1 protein-coding gene is annotated in these 820 nt (G+C 65.0%); it reads left to right on the forward strand.

The genetic code is table 11. The features are described 5' to 3' along the window. The coding region (locus tag J1C49_RS21495) for a calcium-binding protein (RefSeq protein ID WP_304522462.1) at nt 1-820 on the forward strand (820 nt) is incomplete at both ends.

Below are 820 nucleotides of genomic sequence, written 5' to 3' on the forward strand. Positions count from 1 at the left end.
GCTGGCCTTTGGCGAGGGCGCCGACACGATCGACAATTTCGAACACGCGGTCGGCTCCGATTTCGACGACGTGCTGCGCGGCACCGACGTGCATGGCAACACGCTTGTCGGCAATGCCGGGGACGACCTGCTTCAGGGCCGCGACGGCGACGACACGCTGATCGGCGGCGCTGGCGAGGATACGCTGGAAGGCGGCGACGACAATGACAGCCTCGATGGCGGTTCGTTCATGGACACGCTGCGCGGCGGTCTGGGCGATGACACGATCGACGGCGGCAGCAATTTCGACACGGTCGATTACTCGATGTCCGCGACAGGCGTGATCATCGATCTTTTCGCCAGTGGGCTCATCAACCTTGCGGGCAGCCCGGTGAGTGGGGCGTTGGGTGAAGGCTTTGACCGCCTGTTCAACATCGAACATGCCACCGGATCGGAGCAGGCCGACGTTATCATCGGCACGGCCGTGCACGGGAACATCCTGCAGGGGCTCGGCGGCGATGATATTCTGTTTGGCCTGGCCGGAGACGACACGCTTGATGGCGGCGCCGATAGCGACACGGCCGCCTTTGGCTTTTCGTCCGTCGGCGTCACGGTCGACCTTGGCGCGGGCACCGCAACCGGAGAAGGCTCCGACACGCTGATCTCCATCGAAGTGGTGTCCGGATCGGACTTCGATGATCGCCTGACCGGGGCCAATGGCGCAAACGATTTGCTCGAGGGGGGGGTCGGCAACGACACGCTGGCCGGGCGCAGCGGGGATGACACGCTGTCTGGTGGCGCGGGCGACGATCTTCTGCTCGCCGACAGCGGCACAGACAGC

Source organism: Cognatishimia sp. F0-27, from assembly GCF_020667845.1.
GTDB lineage: Bacteria > Pseudomonadota > Alphaproteobacteria > Rhodobacterales > Rhodobacteraceae > JAFMPQ01.